At 66.9% G+C, this 12,725-nt stretch carries 15 protein-coding genes, 1 tRNA gene and 1 pseudogene; 13 read left to right on the top strand and 4 right to left on the bottom strand.

The genetic code is table 11. The features are described 5' to 3' along the window. From BLT27_RS11960 to BLT27_RS19200, 3 genes and pseudogenes are all read left to right on the top strand, one after another. Window positions 1-323: pseudogene (locus BLT27_RS11960) on the top strand (IS5/IS1182 family transposase); the annotation flags it as partial. A gap of 98 nt (window positions 324-421) precedes the next feature. Then, complete coding sequence (locus BLT27_RS11965) at window positions 422-892, top strand: hypothetical protein (RefSeq protein ID WP_175526444.1); 471 nt, start codon at window positions 422-424, stop codon at window positions 890-892. Window positions 893-924: 32 nt separating this feature from the next. Next, a complete protein-coding gene (locus tag BLT27_RS19200) occupies window positions 925-1,119 on the top strand; it encodes a hypothetical protein (RefSeq protein ID WP_139172327.1) in 195 nt (64 codons plus the stop codon). A 376-nt stretch (window positions 1,120-1,495) separates the two neighbouring features. Here BLT27_RS19200 and BLT27_RS11970 read toward each other — a convergent pair whose 3' ends face one another. Together BLT27_RS11970 and BLT27_RS11975 are read right to left on the bottom strand one after the other, a co-directional pair. After that, the gene (locus tag BLT27_RS11970) at window positions 1,496-2,035 is read right to left on the bottom strand and encodes a DUF8060 family membrane protein (protein WP_089734198.1); all 540 of its coding nucleotides are present in this window, start codon (window positions 2,033-2,035) and stop codon (window positions 1,496-1,498) included. After that, window positions 2,032-3,057 carry a DUF7490 domain-containing protein gene (locus tag BLT27_RS11975; protein WP_089734200.1) on the bottom strand — a complete coding sequence of 342 codons (1,026 nt, stop codon included), beginning with the start codon at window positions 3,055-3,057 and terminating at the stop codon, window positions 2,032-2,034. Before BLT27_RS11975 ends, BLT27_RS11970 begins: the two co-directional genes overlap by 4 nt. 119 nt (window positions 3,058-3,176) lie before the next feature. On the opposite strand from BLT27_RS11975, the gene BLT27_RS11980 reads away from it, so the two are divergent. Next, on the top strand, window positions 3,177-4,619 hold the full coding sequence (locus BLT27_RS11980; protein ID WP_089734202.1) for a sensor histidine kinase: 1,443 nt from the start codon (window positions 3,177-3,179) through the stop codon (window positions 4,617-4,619). 12 nt (window positions 4,620-4,631) lie between these two features. On the opposite strand, the gene BLT27_RS11985 is transcribed toward BLT27_RS11980, so the two are convergent. Further along, window positions 4,632-5,999: an MATE family efflux transporter gene (locus BLT27_RS11985; RefSeq protein ID WP_175526445.1), complete on the bottom strand. Its 1,368-nt coding sequence runs from the start codon at window positions 5,997-5,999 to the stop codon at window positions 4,632-4,634. Window positions 6,000-6,077: 78 nt separating this feature from the next. Here BLT27_RS11985 and BLT27_RS11990 point away from each other — a divergent pair, with 78 nt between their 5' ends. The 3 genes from BLT27_RS11990 to ilvA all read left to right on the top strand — a co-directional run bounded on the left by BLT27_RS11990 (window position 6,078) and on the right by ilvA (window position 7,993). After that, the gene (locus BLT27_RS11990; RefSeq protein ID WP_089734204.1) at window positions 6,078-6,323 is read left to right on the top strand and encodes a gamma-glutamylcyclotransferase family protein; all 246 of its coding nucleotides are present in this window, start codon (window positions 6,078-6,080) and stop codon (window positions 6,321-6,323) included. Window positions 6,324-6,342: 19 nt separating this feature from the next. Then, entirely contained in the window at window positions 6,343-6,480 is a 138-nt protein-coding gene (locus tag BLT27_RS19790) for a hypothetical protein (RefSeq protein ID WP_175526446.1), read from the top strand. 301 nt (window positions 6,481-6,781) lie between these two features. Continuing rightward, the gene (gene ilvA / locus BLT27_RS11995) at window positions 6,782-7,993 is read left to right on the top strand and encodes a threonine ammonia-lyase (RefSeq protein WP_089734206.1); all 1,212 of its coding nucleotides are present in this window, start codon (window positions 6,782-6,784) and stop codon (window positions 7,991-7,993) included. On the opposite strand, the gene BLT27_RS12000 is transcribed toward ilvA, so the two are convergent. After that, window positions 7,969-8,838: a hypothetical protein gene (locus tag BLT27_RS12000; protein ID WP_089734361.1), complete on the bottom strand. Its 870-nt coding sequence runs from the start codon at window positions 8,836-8,838 to the stop codon at window positions 7,969-7,971. The genes ilvA and BLT27_RS12000 overlap by 25 nt on opposite strands. A gap of 110 nt (window positions 8,839-8,948) precedes the next feature. On the opposite strand from BLT27_RS12000, the gene BLT27_RS12005 reads away from it, so the two are divergent. The 6 genes from BLT27_RS12005 (at window position 8,949) to BLT27_RS12025 (ending at window position 12,569) form a co-directional block, all read left to right on the top strand. Continuing rightward, window positions 8,949-9,329 carry a Rid family detoxifying hydrolase gene (locus BLT27_RS12005; RefSeq protein WP_089734208.1) on the top strand — a complete coding sequence of 127 codons (381 nt, stop codon included), beginning with the start codon at window positions 8,949-8,951 and terminating at the stop codon, window positions 9,327-9,329. Further along, entirely contained in the window at window positions 9,326-9,526 is a 201-nt protein-coding gene (locus BLT27_RS12010) for a DUF7981 family protein (RefSeq protein WP_089734210.1), read from the top strand. Before BLT27_RS12005 ends, BLT27_RS12010 begins: the two co-directional genes overlap by 4 nt. A gap of 43 nt (window positions 9,527-9,569) precedes the next feature. Next, window positions 9,570-10,730, top strand: a complete 1,161-nt coding sequence (locus BLT27_RS19205; protein WP_139172328.1) for a hypothetical protein — start codon at window positions 9,570-9,572, stop codon at window positions 10,728-10,730. Continuing rightward, entirely contained in the window at window positions 10,724-11,599 is an 876-nt protein-coding gene (locus BLT27_RS12015) for a hypothetical protein (protein ID WP_139172329.1), read from the top strand. Before BLT27_RS19205 ends, BLT27_RS12015 begins: the two co-directional genes overlap by 7 nt. A gap of 53 nt (window positions 11,600-11,652) precedes the next feature. Beyond that, window positions 11,653-11,734: transfer RNA gene (locus tag BLT27_RS12020), tRNA-Ser, on the top strand. A gap of 220 nt (window positions 11,735-11,954) precedes the next feature. Next, on the top strand, window positions 11,955-12,569 hold the full coding sequence (locus BLT27_RS12025; RefSeq protein ID WP_089734213.1) for a hypothetical protein: 615 nt from the start codon (window positions 11,955-11,957) through the stop codon (window positions 12,567-12,569). Window positions 12,570-12,725 lie beyond the last annotated feature (156 nt).

The following is a 12,725-nucleotide window of genomic DNA, read 5'->3' on the forward strand; positions in this document are numbered from 1 at the left end:
AGGTCGTCCGCCGGAACGCGGACGACCTGCTATCAGTGGCTGCCGACAAAGCCTTCCACAACTGGATCACGAAATACGAGTTCTACGCACTCGGTGTCGAGCCACTCATCTTACAGCGTGGATCAAGACCGTTAACGCTAGGACATAACGCGCTCATCCGGGCAAAAGGCTACTCTCAGCGCTGGATGGCCGAAACATCGTATTCGACAACGAAGCGCTCGCTCGGCGATGCCGTGCGAGCGCTCGGCTGGTATCGACAGTTCCGTGAAATCGTCCTCATGTTCGCCATCTCCAACATAGAACCGCTCTGTGAACCTCTCTAACCATGACTCAGCATCTATTCAACACGGCAGATTATGGAGTTCTGAAGCTGTTCGCTCTCGATTCGCAGTACCGTTGGGTTCAGTCAGCAGAGAGTACAGTGACCAGGGTAAAGCGCGATTATCAAGCAAAGCAATTCATCGAACGAGGACCCGACCAGATTGAACTACAGGTCCAGTCTGATGGTGATTTTCGAGGAACTGTCCATCAAAAGCCGGATTGCCTATATACGGGACTTCGCTTCCGAATTTATGTCGAAGCACCGGTCAGTGAATCCGATGACCTCGACTACCATCTCCGGTTAGGAACTGCAGAGCTGACCAGAGTCTCGGTAACAGGCGACGATTCGAGGACGGTTTTCCTGACCATTGATGAATGGGAGACCAGGTTCGAGGACCGCGACGAGGAACAGTTTGCGGAGCGAGCAAGGGCAAGAATCCTGGGAGACGAAGAAGGAGATATCAGTCCGTTTGCGAAGATCGCGGAGGCCGAGAGGATTAACGAGTTTGGCATCGACGAGTGGCGAGCCATTTACGACTGGGCGAACAGTGACACGTCTAATCTGTCGTAACACTGAATACGCATTCCGCATAATATCATCGTATGAGCATGGCACCTCGCGTCGTGACCCCCTCCCGTCGGGTGAATGAATACACCGTCGTAATCGACGAGGGAGCGCGGGACGGACTCAGTGAAGGCGATTCCGTGATGCTCTCAGTAGATGGGAGTGACCACCTGCGCGCGACGGTCGTTGACGTGGCCGAAACAGAGGCTGTACTCGAAATTAACACAGTCTGAGAGCCCATTCAACCGATTTTCAGCGTTTGGGCCGTCGACGAGTGAGAGAGCGAAGCAAGCAGGCTAGGTGACGGTCCGAGAAAGTTACGAGGGTTTTGGTCCATCTGTTGCCGACCGACCAGTTAAGCGACCGACCGAAGCACAAGAGGTTGGACTGCAGCACAAACGCACTATACAGTAGGTAGTCGGAAACGGTGGTCGCTTAGTCTGCACCGGCACGTTCACGCCAGCCGCAGGCGGGGCACAGCAGCGAGCCGCCGGTCTCGGTGGCGGACGTGGTACATCGTGGACATGTCATGTGGGTCACCTCGTTGGGACCGGGACGTGCGGTGAGGGGATGACCCTTCCGGGAGTCTGCGACGCAGTGGCAGGGACGTCAGTCGGCGAGCTCGCGGGTGACCTGCGCGACGCCGACGAGCGTGAGACACAGCAGCACGAGGGAGACGGCGCTGCGGACGACGGAGCGGTACTCGGGGCCGACCCAGTCGGTGATAGCTTGCATGGTACTGCCGTAGAACTGGAACAGCAGGACGACGCTGAACAGCCCGAGGACGGCGAGCGCCGCCCAGAGGACGTACGTCCGGATCTCGTTGCCGGACTCGTTCGGGCGGTGGGCGTCGCGGCTGGAGTCACGGTGGGCGGCGGGTGCTCGGGGTGCGCTGGTATCGTTCCGTGGTGGAGTGATGTCGGCCCGCGTAGCGGTGGGTTCGTCCCGCGACTCGCCGCTGCTGGTGGTGTACGTGCCGGCGGTGTCGGCGGACTCGCCGGGGGCCGTAGCGCCGTCGTCGTCGCCGTCGAAGTCGAACCCGGCGTCGGTGTCCTCGGGCGGTCCATCGGCGGACGCCGCGTCGGTGTCCTCGTGTGGTTCGTCGGCGGGCGGTGCGTCGGTGTCGTGGGTGGTGTCGTCGTCAGTCATCGTCGGAACCTCCGTGCGAACAGGGCGGTCGCGAGCAGTGCGGCGAGGGCGACGGGCACGCCGAAGCCGGGCTGGCCGCCGTCACCGTCGTCCATCTCGGTTGGTGTCTCGGTCGTGTAGTCGCCGTCAGCCGAGCCGCCGGTGTCGGCGAAGTCGCCGCTCTCGAAGCTGTCGTTCTCGGTCGTCTCGTCGACGCTGAGGCCGGTGCCGGGGCCGAGGTTGGCGACCGAGCGCTGGGTGTCGATGACGGTGTCGCCGTCCCAGAGGATCGCGTCGAGGTAGTAGTCGTAGCCGTCGGGGACGGTGAGGTCAGCGCCGGGGGTGACTGTCTCGCCGGGGTCGACCCGACCGACGTCGACGGTGGTCCGGTCGGCGACGACGTTCGAGCCGTTCTGGCGGGCCTTCAGGACGAAGTGCAGGTCCTCGACGGGTTCGTCGCCGGTGTTGGTCAGGTAGGTCGTCACGCCGAGGGTCGCCTGCCCGTCGGTGACGTCCTCGATGCTGTACTCGATGACCGGCATCTCCTCGCCCCTGAACTCGTGGAACGCGACGGGCGTGCGTTCGTACTCGGGGGTGAGGCTCCCGACACCGGAGATGGTCCGGCGACCGGTGTCGAGTCGCTCCCCGTCGCGGTAGAGCAGGGCCTCGATGGTGTAGTCGCCCTCCCGGGGAACGGCGAGCGTGCCGGTGGCGTTGACCTCCCGGCCGCCGGTGAGCTCCCCCAGGGAGAGGGTTCGTGTGGCGGCGACGACGCCGTTCTCGTCGTCGACCGCGCGCAGGAGGACGGTGACGTTCGGTGCGGTGTTCCCGCGGTGTTCGACGTACGGGGTCACGGCGAAGGTGGCCGTGCCGCCGGAGACGTTCTCGACGGCGATCGTCAGGTCTTCGAGGGAGCCGCCACCGGGGTTGGTCGGTTCGCTCGGCGCTGGGGACTTGACCGCGTCAGGGGCGGCGACGAGGACGCCGGTGGTCGCCACGATAGCGACCACAGCGACCCCCGCCAGCACTGCTTCGATTCGCATACGGTCATGTCCAATGGTCTGTATAAGTGCTTTGTGCGTTCGACGGTGTGGCGACTGGCCGTAATTCATTTCATTACGACATACATCTACAGACTGTACTGGGCGTCACGACTAGCTTGATGTCAGATACCGAATCCCCGTCCGTTCTCTGTGTCGTCGCGGCCGACGAGCGACGTGCCTCGCTGGTGGCCGCGTTCGACGAAGGTACGGCGGTCGAGGCGACGGCGTCCGTCGATGCCGCGGTGGCACAGCTCGAGACAGACGTCGGTATCCACTGCGTCGTGCTGTCCGACGATGCCCCGGACGGGGGCCTCGTGACGGCCATCGAGCGGTTCGACGGGCTCGTCCTCGACGTGCCGGTCGTCGTGGTGGCCGAGAACCGGTGCGGCGTGGCTCCGGCGGCGCTCGAGGCCGGCGCTGTCGACGTGGTCGACGACGACGGCGACGTGGCGCGTCGCCTGGCGGCCGAACGCGCGACCCGTGCCGCCGAGCGCTGGATCCAGGAGACGGAGTCCCGAGCGATGTCCAAGGTCCGGCGGCTGTTCGAGAACACGACCGACGGCATCGTCGAGGCGACGCTGTCGGACGAGACGGCCATCATCCAGCAGGCGAACCGGGCCTTCGCGACGATGGTCGGGGCGGAGCCGGGCACGCTGGTCGGGCGCGACCTCGACGAGGTCGTGCTCCCGCCGTCCCGGCGCGACGAGGGTCGGACCATCAACCAACGCGTCGCGGGCGGGGAGCGCGTCGAGACGGAGGTGCAGCGCCTCGCCGACGACGAGGTCCGGACGTTCCTGCTCAGGAGCGTGGCCGTCACCCCGGGGAGCGACCGGGCGTACTTCGTCTACACCGACGTGACCGAGCGGCGGGAGCGCGAGCGCGAGCTGCAGCGACAGAACGAGCGCCTCGACGAGTTCGCCGGCATCGTCAGCCACGACCTCCGCAACCCGCTGACGGTCGCCCGCGGTCACCACGAGGTGCTCGCCGACGAGTGCGACCACGCGTCGCTCGCCGACCTCGGCTGGGCGCTCGACCGGATGGAGTCGCTCATCGCCGACGTGCTCCAGCTCGCCCGGTCAGGGAAGACGGTCGACGACCCTCGGCCGGTGTCGCTCGGGCAGGTCGCGGGGGAGGCGTGGTCGTACTGCGACACCGCCGACGCGAGCCTGACCGTCGTCGAGCACGACGGAGCGGTGCTGGCCGACCCGGAGCGTCTGAGCGCGCTGTTCGAGAACCTCTACCGCAACTCGGTCGCGCACGTCGGCGGCGAGGTGGCGGTCACGGTCGAACGGACGGGCCGCGGCTTCGCGGTCGCCGACGACGGCCCGGGCCTGCCGGTGACGGACGCCGGCCGCGCGTTCGAGCAGGGCTTTACCACCGCCGAGAGCGGCACGGGCTTCGGGCTGGCCATCGTCGAGGACATCGCCGAGGCCCACGGCTGGACGGTCCGGGTGGACCCCGCGCACGACGGCGCACGCTTCGTCTTCGAGAGTGCAGAGTGGGTCGAGGGCGACCCCGGGCCGGGCGAACCGGACGACAGGGTGCGGGACGCGAACACCTGACGGGCGGCCCGTTCAGTCCATCGCGCTCCCGCGTTCCGCCATCATCCGCGCGGCCCGGTCCGCCCAGTCGCCGTACCAGAAGCCGAGCGCGACGACGCCCGCGGCGAGCCCGTAGTAGCCGACGATACCGCCGTACGCGCCGAGGACGCCGTAGCCGAGCGTGACGCCGACGACGTAGCTGAAGCCGAGGAAGAAGACGCCGAGGCCGAGGACCCGTGCGAGGAACGGCGTGCGCGTCTCGCTGCCGCCCTGCAGGCCGCCGGAGAAGACGACGAACGTCACGAGCGCAGGTGCAGTGAGCCCGTAGGCACGGGCGAAGCCGACGCCGTACCGGACCGTCTCGGGGTCGCTGGTGAAGAGGCGGACGAACAGCGGCGCCGTGGGGACCAGCGCCAGTCCGATGCTCCCGACGGTGACGAGGCCGAGCAGGGCCGTCGCGTAGCCGTTCTCGCGGGCACCCTGGGGGTCGCCCTCGCCGAGCGCCTGCCCGACGACGACGCTCGCGGCGACGCTGTAACCTCGTGAGAGCGGCCCCGTCACCTGCTGGTAGAGCCGGCGCCCAACCTGGAACGCGGCGTTGACCTCCGTGCCGAAGCCGAGCAGCAGCGCGTTGAACGGGAACTCCGCGAACGTCTCCACGAACCCCTCGAGGACGCGGGGCGCGGAGACGACGACCAGCTGTCTGGCGATGACGGGGTTCGCGGGCCGGGCGAAGCCCGCGCTCGTCCGCCCCGCGAACATCACGAGACAGAGCACGACGGCGGTGAACACGTTGCTGAAGGCGGTCGCCGCGCCGACGCCGACGATCTCGTAGCGCGGGACGCCGAACAGCCCCAGTCCCAGGGTGACGCTCCCGACGATGTTCAGCCCGTTCGAGACGACGTTGATGTACATGGGCGTGCGCGTGTCGCCGGTGCCCTGCAACGACCGGGCGGCGATGAGCGACACCTGGCGGGCCGGCGCGGTCGCGAAGATGATTGCGAGGTAGGTGCCGCCGAGGCTGGCGACCGTGTCGCTCGCGCCGAGGATGGCGAGTGCCTCGTCGCCGAACGAGACCCCGAACAGGGCGAACGGGATGCCCGTGACGAGCCCGAGGAGGATGGCCTGTGTGACGGCCTCGTCGCGGTTGGCCGTCGCGTCGGCGCCGGTGTCCTGGCTCGACAGCGTGATGGCCCCGCCACCGAGGCCGAGACCGAGGCGGAGCGGGAACCGTGAGTAGAGGTCGGCGAGCCCGATGGCGGCGATGGCGGCGGGCGAGAACAGGCCGGTGACGATGATGTCGGTGGTCCGCATCGCCGTACGCACCGTCTGCTCGACCATCACCGGCCACGAGAGGCCGAGGACCCGCCGCCAGACCGCGTACAGCCGCCCCCAGTCCATGGTCCGTCTGCGTCGCTCGGCCCTTTCGTGCTGTCGGAAGCGGAACCGCGAGGGAGCCGGCTCCCCTCGTCGAGACCGATGGGCGTCTTCGTCTACGGGACGCTCACCGACCCCGACCGCGTCGCCGCCGTGCTCGACGACTGGTCGTTCGTGCCGGACGCCGTCCGCCGGGGTGCTCACCGGGTCGACGGACGGTACCCGACGCTCGCACCCGGTGGCGAGACCGCGGGACGACTGCTCCGAACCGCGGCGACGGACGCGCTCGACCGGTACGAGGGCGTCGAGAGCGGGCTGTACCGACGGGGTTCCCGTTCGACGCGGTGACGACCGGACAGCCGGGCCGGTGCAGGTGTACGTCGGCGACCCTGCCCGGCTCGACGCGACCGGCGGGTCGACGCGGCCCGGGAGCGATCCACCGCCGCTCGCCGAGCTGGCCGAGCTGCTTGCAGCCGACTGTACCGTGGTCGCAACACCCGAATGACACCCGGCAGACGACCGTCTGACAGCCGTTCGAGGGCGGGGCTGTATGGCGGTTATACTTTCACTCCGGATGGCTGGCGTTTATGTGCATTCGGGTCGACAACTCAGTTGCACGTCACACGCGTGCTACCCCGTATTCCCCTTTGGACGACCTCGGCGGGCTCCCCGTACCCCCGACGGGCGTCTTTTCCTGCGTCACCCACCGAGCCGCCGCGCTGCCGGTCGTCGAAACCGTGAACGACCCGGGGTGCTCGGCTTCCGATACGGCAATATTAACCGGGCGGCGGTCGAACCCGGCGATTATGCTCGAACTCGACGATGTTCTCGCCGCGGAGCCGCGAGTCAGGGAGACATCCCGGCACACACCTATCGAGTACACGCACACCTTCTCGGACATGACGGGCGCGGAGGTCCACCTCAAGATGGAGAACTTCCAGCGCACCGGCTCGTTCAAGATCCGGGGAGCGACGAACCGCATCGCGACGCTCTCCGAGGAGGAGAAGGCGGCCGGCGTCGTCACCGCGAGCGCGGGCAACCACGCCCAGGGCGTGGCGCTGGCGGCGACGCGGTCGGGCGTCGACGCGAAGATCGTCATGCCGGAGTACGCACCCATCTCGAAGATAAAGGCGACGCAGAGCTACGGCGCGGAGGTCGTCCTCCACGGCGCTGACTACGACGAGGCCGCCGAGCGGGCCCACGAGCTGGAACGCGAGGAGGGGCGGACGTACGTCCACGCGTTCGACGACGAGAAGGTGATGGCGGGGCAGGGCACCATCGCGCTGGAGATACTGGAGGACCTGCCCGAAACCGAGACGGTGCTCGTCCCTATCGGCGGCGGCGGTCTCATCTCCGGCATCGCGACCGTCATCAAGGCCAGGAGCCCGGACACCCGCGTCGTCGGCGTCCAGGCCGAGGGCGCATCCAGTGTCGCCCAGTCGCTCTCGAAGGGGCACCGCGTCGAGCTCGACCACGTGGACACCATCGCCGACGGTATCGCGGTCCGCGCCCCCGGCACGCTCACCTACGAGGTCATCACGGAGCGCGTCGACGAGGTCGTCACGGTCTCCGACCCCGAGATCGCGATGGCGCTGACGTACGTGCTCGAACGCGGGAAGACGCTCGTCGAGGGTGCCGGCGCGGCTCCCCTCGCCGCCCTGCTGTTCGACAAGTTCGACTACGAGGAGGACGAGGTCGTCGTCCCGGCGATGTGCGGGGGGAACATCGACCTCAACATGCTGACGACGGCTATCATGCGCGGCCTCGTCGCGACTGGCCGGTACGTCAAGATCCGCACGGTGCTACGCGACCGCCCTGGCTCGCTCGAGGACCTCCTGCACGTCATCAGCGAGAAGAAGGCGAACATCTACGCCATCCAGCACGACCGGACCTCCCGCCAGATCGGCATGGCCGACACGGAGGTCGAGGTGGACCTCGAAACCAGGGGCCGGGACCACATCGACGAGCTGCTCGAGGCCATCCGTGACGCCGGCTACGAGGTCGAAGTACTGGTCTGACCGGCGTACCGCACGGTGAGGAACTGCTGCCCGTAGAGCCACATCTCGTGGGTGGCGACGATGGCCGTCTCGTCCGTTCTCGGCACGTCCGTCGGCACCGCCGCCCCATCCGCGGGCCACACCCGGAACCGCTGTGCCATGGGTAGCTCGAACGAACCCGACGGCGTCAGCAGGTAGAGGCCGGGGTCGCCCGCCGCCTCGGTCGTCAGCGCGACCGCGCCGTCGTCCAGGTTCCGGAGCGAGAGCACCGTCGAGAGGTTGCACCCGGGCAGGGGCACCCCGATGTTGACGTAGCGCTCGCCGTCGGCGACGTGCGAGCCGTAGGCCGCGACGAACACCCCGTCGCCGGTGTCGGCGTCGGTACGGACCCACATTCTCGCCCCGTCGCGCGGGTCCAGTGCGGGGTCGATGCGCTCGAACTCGCTCCGGAGTCGCACCGTCCGTCCGTCGCCCGGCGCGGGGAGGTTCAGCTGTTCCATCCTGCCGGTCAACTGACTCGCCAGCCACGCACCCGTCCGGAACGGGCGGTGCCACTCGGCGGTGAGCGAGAGCGCGTGCTCGCTGGTACGCTCGTAGAACGCCCGCACGTCGGGGTCGACCAGCTCCGGGTCGAAGCCGTCCCCGGCGAACGCGGCCATGTCGTCCATCTCGCCGACGGGGTGGTCGCCGGTGCCGACGCCGGCGCGTGCGACCCAGTCGCCGCCGACGCGTCCGCGCGCGACGAGCGGGCTCAGGGGCACGTCGGTCACGCGCGACCCGGCGAGCCGACGGGCCGCGTAGCCCAGGCCGGCGAGACCGAGCGCTGTGGTGAGGGCTCCGCCGACGGTTCCGCGACGCTCGTCCATCGTCCCGACACGTTCGGCCGCTGGGTCAAGGAACGTGCGGTTCTCGACGACCGGTCCCACCGCTCCGTAAGTCGTCGGTTTTTAAGACGGAGGCCGTCGTCCCCCTGCGTATGAAGCGAACTATCAGCACCTCCGACGCCCCCGCGGCAGTCGGCGCGTACAGCCAGGCGACGACCAACGGCGATGTCATCTTCACCGCCGGCCAGATCCCGATGACGCCCGACGGCGAGCTGCTCGACGACGAGCCCATCGCCGCCCAGACACGCCAGTCGCTCGAGAACGTCGAGGCGATCCTCGACGAGGAGGGCTGCAACATGACGGACGTGCTCAAGGTGACCGTGTTCATGGACGACATCGAGGACTTCGACGAGATGAACGACGCCTACAAGGAGTACTTCGTCGACAACCCCCCGGCCCGCTCTGCCGTCGAGGTCGCGAACCTCCCGAAGGGCGTCGGCGTCGAGATCGAGGCCATCGCCGACGCGGAGTGAACGAGCGCACGAAATCGGCCCTGCTGTGGGGCGCAGTCGGCGTCTTCGCCTTCCTCGTGCTCCACCAGGGCTACGTGTTCGTGGGGGGACGCGGCGTCGGCATCCTCCCGGCAATCGGCGTGGCGGTCGTCGTCGGTGCCGCCGTGGCAGTGGCGGCGTACGTCGGGGAGGTCCGGCTGCTCCGGCGCGGGCGGTGACTGCCAGAAGTTATTTTACTCCTACTGGTTTCATCAGGAAGTAATGAACAGAAAATGGGTTGGGTGTTGCATAGCTATTTTGCTCTTTGGAGCGGTTACACCGGTCGTAGGCGGTATTACGGACGATTCCGCCCGTGGTGAGTTCAACAGCCCGGCCGCCGATACGGTTCTGGCACCCTCGACCGTGCCGAACGAGTCGACGCCGGTCCACGAGATACTCACTTTCGACCGAACACCGGACCGAGACGGACACGTCCGCCTCACCGTCGACTACGAACTCCACGAGAGCATCGAGACCCTACAGGTCTGGGTTCCGTTCGATGGCGAGGTGACGAGTACAACGGGAATGGAGCGAGAGGGCGTTACGTATGTTTGGGAACAGGGAAATCCCGCTCCATCGATGACCATCGTCTTCGAAGCGTTGAATCCGACTATCAGGGAGGATGGGTTCACGGAGGGTGACGGCTGGTCGTTCGTCGACGCCCGCGTCATGGCACGGGCGACTTCAGCCACGGAAGGACGACTCGACGGATACGGTATCCCCGACTGGAGGTACCGAGAGACCCGGTTCGTCAACGGTGAGGGCTACGTCGGACGGCAGGTTGCGTACCTCGGAGCCCATAGCACGGTCCACTGGGAGACAGACGACGAACAGTTCACGCTCGTTCTCCCGGATTCGACCGACCGCGACGGCTCCGAAGTTCGGGACACGCTCACGGAGGCATCCACCGGCTACATTCCATCCCGGGACACGGTGGGTGTGACGGTGTTCGCCCTGGACGAACGGTTCGGGGGGCTCAAATTCAGCGTAAACCCCGATACTGCCGTCTCGATGACGGCCCCGGTCGACAGTCCAGAGAACATCTGGGTCCACGAGTACGTCCACGTCAGACAGTGGTTCAACACCGAAGACGACCTCGAGTGGTCACCGAGGGGTCGGCGGAGTACCTCGCTGCACTCGAAACGTACCAGCAGGGCAGAATCTCGTTCACGACGTTCCACGACGCCGTCGAGTCCGAGTCGGATCAGTCGGTCGTTCTCGCTGAACCACGGACTTGGAACGAGTACTCGGACTACCGTAAGGGCTCGCGGGTCGCAGCCGCCCTCGACGCACGAATCCGGCAGGAGACCGGGGGGAACTACACACTCCGTGACGTCATCTACGTGCTCAATCGGGAAGCCGGTAAGTATGCGAGCATGCTGACCCACGAGGACCTGAAGGCGGCCGTCGAACGGGTCGTCGGACGGCCGATGGACGACTGGCTTGACCGTTACGTGACGACCAGTGAGGTGCCCTCTGTGCCGGAAGACCCCGGCCTGTTTTCGCAACCGTCGGGGGAGCCAGACGGTGACGGCGACGGCATCGCGAACATCGTAGAGCAACAGCGAAATGTCTCGTCGCCGTTCCTCGCCGATACCGACGGGGATGGTCTCGATGATGGCTCCGAGTTTGCCAACGGGAGCGATCCGACCGCGACCGACACGGACGGCGATGGACTGGGCGACGCTGCAGAGGTCCGAGTCCACGGCACGAACCCGAACGCGACCGACACCGACGGCGACGGCTTTTCCGATTCAGCGGAGCTCGACAGGTACGAGACCGATCCCACCGCTGCCGACACCGACGACGACGGTGTCAGTGACGAGACGGAGGTGATAGAGCACGGGAGCGACCCGACTGTAGAGGATTCGGACGGTGATGGACTCGACGACGGGGTGGAAATCGATCAACACAGCACCGATCCCACCACCGTCGACACTGATGGGGATGGTCTCGATGACGGAGTCGAGGTCACCGAACACGACACCGATCCGACCCTCATAGACACCGACGGGGACGGCCTGACCGACGGCGAAGAGGTGAACGAGTTCGAGACGGACCCGAACACCGAGAACGACGAGGAGGAGGTTCGGGCGACGCCGACTGCCACACTTACGCCGACTTCGTCCACGACACAGACGCCGACCGAGACAGTCACCGGGACGGACAGTGAAACGCCCGGATTCGGCGTGCCAGCGGCGTTCACGGCACTCGGTTGTCTGGTCGCGGCCCGCCGGTACGCCGGGCAGTAGCCGTCCGGGAGAAACGTAGCCGTTAAATGCAGCACCCGATTATCGACGAACGAGCCAGGATGGCCGAACGGTAAGGCGCACGCCTGGAAAGCGTGTTCCCTTTCGGGATTCAGGGTTCAAATCCCTGTCCTGGCGCTTCTGGAGTCGACAACGACGAGGAGCGCTAGCGACGAGTTCGTCGACTCCAGAACGCCCACAGGGATTTGAATCAGGGAGGACGCAGCGGAGCGAGCAGGTCCGACCGTGGTTCGAATCCCTATCGGAGACCTCCCCGAACGCACACCCAGCGTCACGAACCCCGGCAGGTCGTGCGCCTGGCGGTGGTTACAAGCGGTCGCGCGTCGAACCGCCGGGCATGGACACAGCGGCATTCGTCGAGGCGGTCGAGGACGGGAACCGAACGGAGCTGTCGCGGCTCGGCTCCTCGAAGTCACTGTACGCGTTGACTGGCGGGGAGATGGACGAGGACCACGTCTTCGCGGTCGTCGAGTCGCTCGCGACTGCGCAGGCCAACCGGTACGAGTCGTGGGCCGCGGACGCGGACGGCGAGCTGGCCGACGCGCTGTCGGCCGCGGCCGAGGCCGAGCGAGAACGGGCGAGCGACGCGGCCGGGAAGACCGACGAGACTGTCGCAGGCGGCCTGTTCGACGGGCTGGACGGCTGCGAGGGGACGGTCGACCGGGCGGGCGGCTTCGTCGCCGCGACCGTCGTGACGAAGAAGCTGCAGGAGCAGCTCGTCGGCTTCTTCGTCGGGCAGGCCGACCCGACGACGGCGTCGACGTTCCGGAGCTACGGCGGCGAGCTGGACGAGCGACGCGAGGCGGCGCTGGCGGCGCTCGAAGCGGTCGTCGACGACGAGTCGGAGCGGGAGGCCGCGGTCGAGGCAGCGGCGGGCGTCGTCACTGCGGCGTACGATGTGTACGTCGACCGGCTAGAGGCGATGGGCGTGAACCCGAAGCCGGTCTGCTGAGAGCGGAAAGACCGGAGGAATACGGGCGATGCCATCCACTTCGTGGAGTAGTAGATGACGTGAACTTCGATAAATGTGCCACCGATGCCGATATTAAAGGAGATGATAGAAACCATCAGCTCGCGAGGTACTGAACTACACCGTGCCATCGAGCGT

The organism is Haloarchaeobius iranensis (assembly GCF_900103505.1).
Lineage (GTDB): Archaea > Halobacteriota > Halobacteria > Halobacteriales > Natrialbaceae > Haloarchaeobius > Haloarchaeobius iranensis.

Coding starts and splice junctions, on each gene's coding strand:
- BLT27_RS19200 (WP_139172327.1), top strand. CDS start 925: ATGAGCATGGCACCTCGCGTCGTGACCCCCTCCCGTCGGGTGAATGAA.
- BLT27_RS11970 (WP_089734198.1), bottom strand. CDS start 2,035: ATGACTGACGACGACACCACCCACGACACCGACGCACCGCCCGCCGAC.
- BLT27_RS11975 (WP_089734200.1), bottom strand. CDS start 3,057: ATGCGAATCGAAGCAGTGCTGGCGGGGGTCGCTGTGGTCGCTATCGTG.
- BLT27_RS11980 (WP_089734202.1), top strand. CDS start 3,177: ATGTCAGATACCGAATCCCCGTCCGTTCTCTGTGTCGTCGCGGCCGAC.
- BLT27_RS11985 (WP_175526445.1), bottom strand. CDS start 5,999: ATGGACTGGGGGCGGCTGTACGCGGTCTGGCGGCGGGTCCTCGGCCTC.
- BLT27_RS11990 (WP_089734204.1), top strand. CDS start 6,078: ATGGGCGTCTTCGTCTACGGGACGCTCACCGACCCCGACCGCGTCGCC.
- ilvA (WP_089734206.1), top strand. CDS start 6,782: ATGCTCGAACTCGACGATGTTCTCGCCGCGGAGCCGCGAGTCAGGGAG.
- BLT27_RS12000 (WP_089734361.1), bottom strand. CDS start 8,838: ATGGACGAGCGTCGCGGAACCGTCGGCGGAGCCCTCACCACAGCGCTC.
- BLT27_RS12005 (WP_089734208.1), top strand. CDS start 8,949: ATGAAGCGAACTATCAGCACCTCCGACGCCCCCGCGGCAGTCGGCGCG.
- BLT27_RS19205 (WP_139172328.1), top strand. CDS start 9,570: ATGAACAGAAAATGGGTTGGGTGTTGCATAGCTATTTTGCTCTTTGGA.
- BLT27_RS12015 (WP_139172329.1), top strand. CDS start 10,724: ATGCTGACCCACGAGGACCTGAAGGCGGCCGTCGAACGGGTCGTCGGA.
- BLT27_RS12025 (WP_089734213.1), top strand. CDS start 11,955: ATGGACACAGCGGCATTCGTCGAGGCGGTCGAGGACGGGAACCGAACG.